This is a genomic window from Reichenbachiella sp. MSK19-1 (genome assembly GCF_003590315.1).
Lineage (GTDB): Bacteria > Bacteroidota > Bacteroidia > Cytophagales > Cyclobacteriaceae > Reichenbachiella > Reichenbachiella agariperforans.
The window spans coordinates 1-890 of the sequence record NZ_MIER01000003.1 but is presented as its reverse complement, the minus strand read 5'-3'; the positions used below and the strand labels follow the sequence as shown (position 1 = coordinate 890).

The following is an 890-nucleotide window of genomic DNA, read 5'->3' as shown; positions in this document are numbered from 1 at the left end:
GCTACGGTCAACAACTCCGTCTGTAATCTCGCAGAAACTATTTCTGGTGAATACAATGGTCAGATTACCATCACGCTTGACAATGGTGATCCTTTCACTGATTACACCTTCGAATGGTTCACTGGACTAAACGATAACACAGCGCAAGAAATCGCTACTACTGTACCTGGAGCTGATGCGACTGTCAAAGGCGTGCTAAGCGAAATCCCTGGCGGGGACTACACTGTCAGAATCACAAATACGGTAACAGGATGTTCTAACCTACAGTCCTTCGAAATCACCGATGAAGAAACTACAGTTGAAGTCAACAATGATGTAGCCGCTGATGTTACCGAAACACACCTCACTGTTTGTGAAGGTGGTACAGGATATCCTAACGGTGCTATCGAATTGAACAACATCACTGTAGCGGGTGCCGCTGCTACCACGAACCTCGAGTACACTTGGTACTATGGCTCCTCAGTTGATGCAGCTAAAGTAATCGAAGACGGAGACAACATCTTTGACCTCAAAAACGGAAGTGCTACGGGTATTACTGCAGTAGCAGTTGCTGGAGCAACTACTGAGAATATCCAAAACCTAAACAACGGTATATATACAGTAGTGGTATTGGATCAAAACTCAGGATGTGAAGCAGATCCTATTTCCGTCACCATCAACAACAACCCTCCGGCGGCTTATACAGCTACAGAGGATGCAACACCAGGTGCTACGGTCAACAACTCCGTCTGTAATCTCGCAGAAACTATTTCTGGTGAATACAATGGTCAGATTACCATCACGCTTGACAATGGTGATCCTTTCACTGATTACACCTTCGAATGGTTCACTGGACTAAACGATAACACAGCGCAAGAAATCGCTACTACTGTACCTGGAGCTGATGCGAC

1 protein-coding gene is annotated in these 890 nt (G+C 45.6%); it reads left to right on the top strand.

Annotation, left to right across the window (positions count from 1 at the left end):
* The coding region (locus tag BGP76_RS20270; RefSeq protein WP_158584159.1) for a hypothetical protein at positions 1–890 on the top strand (890 nt) is incomplete at both ends.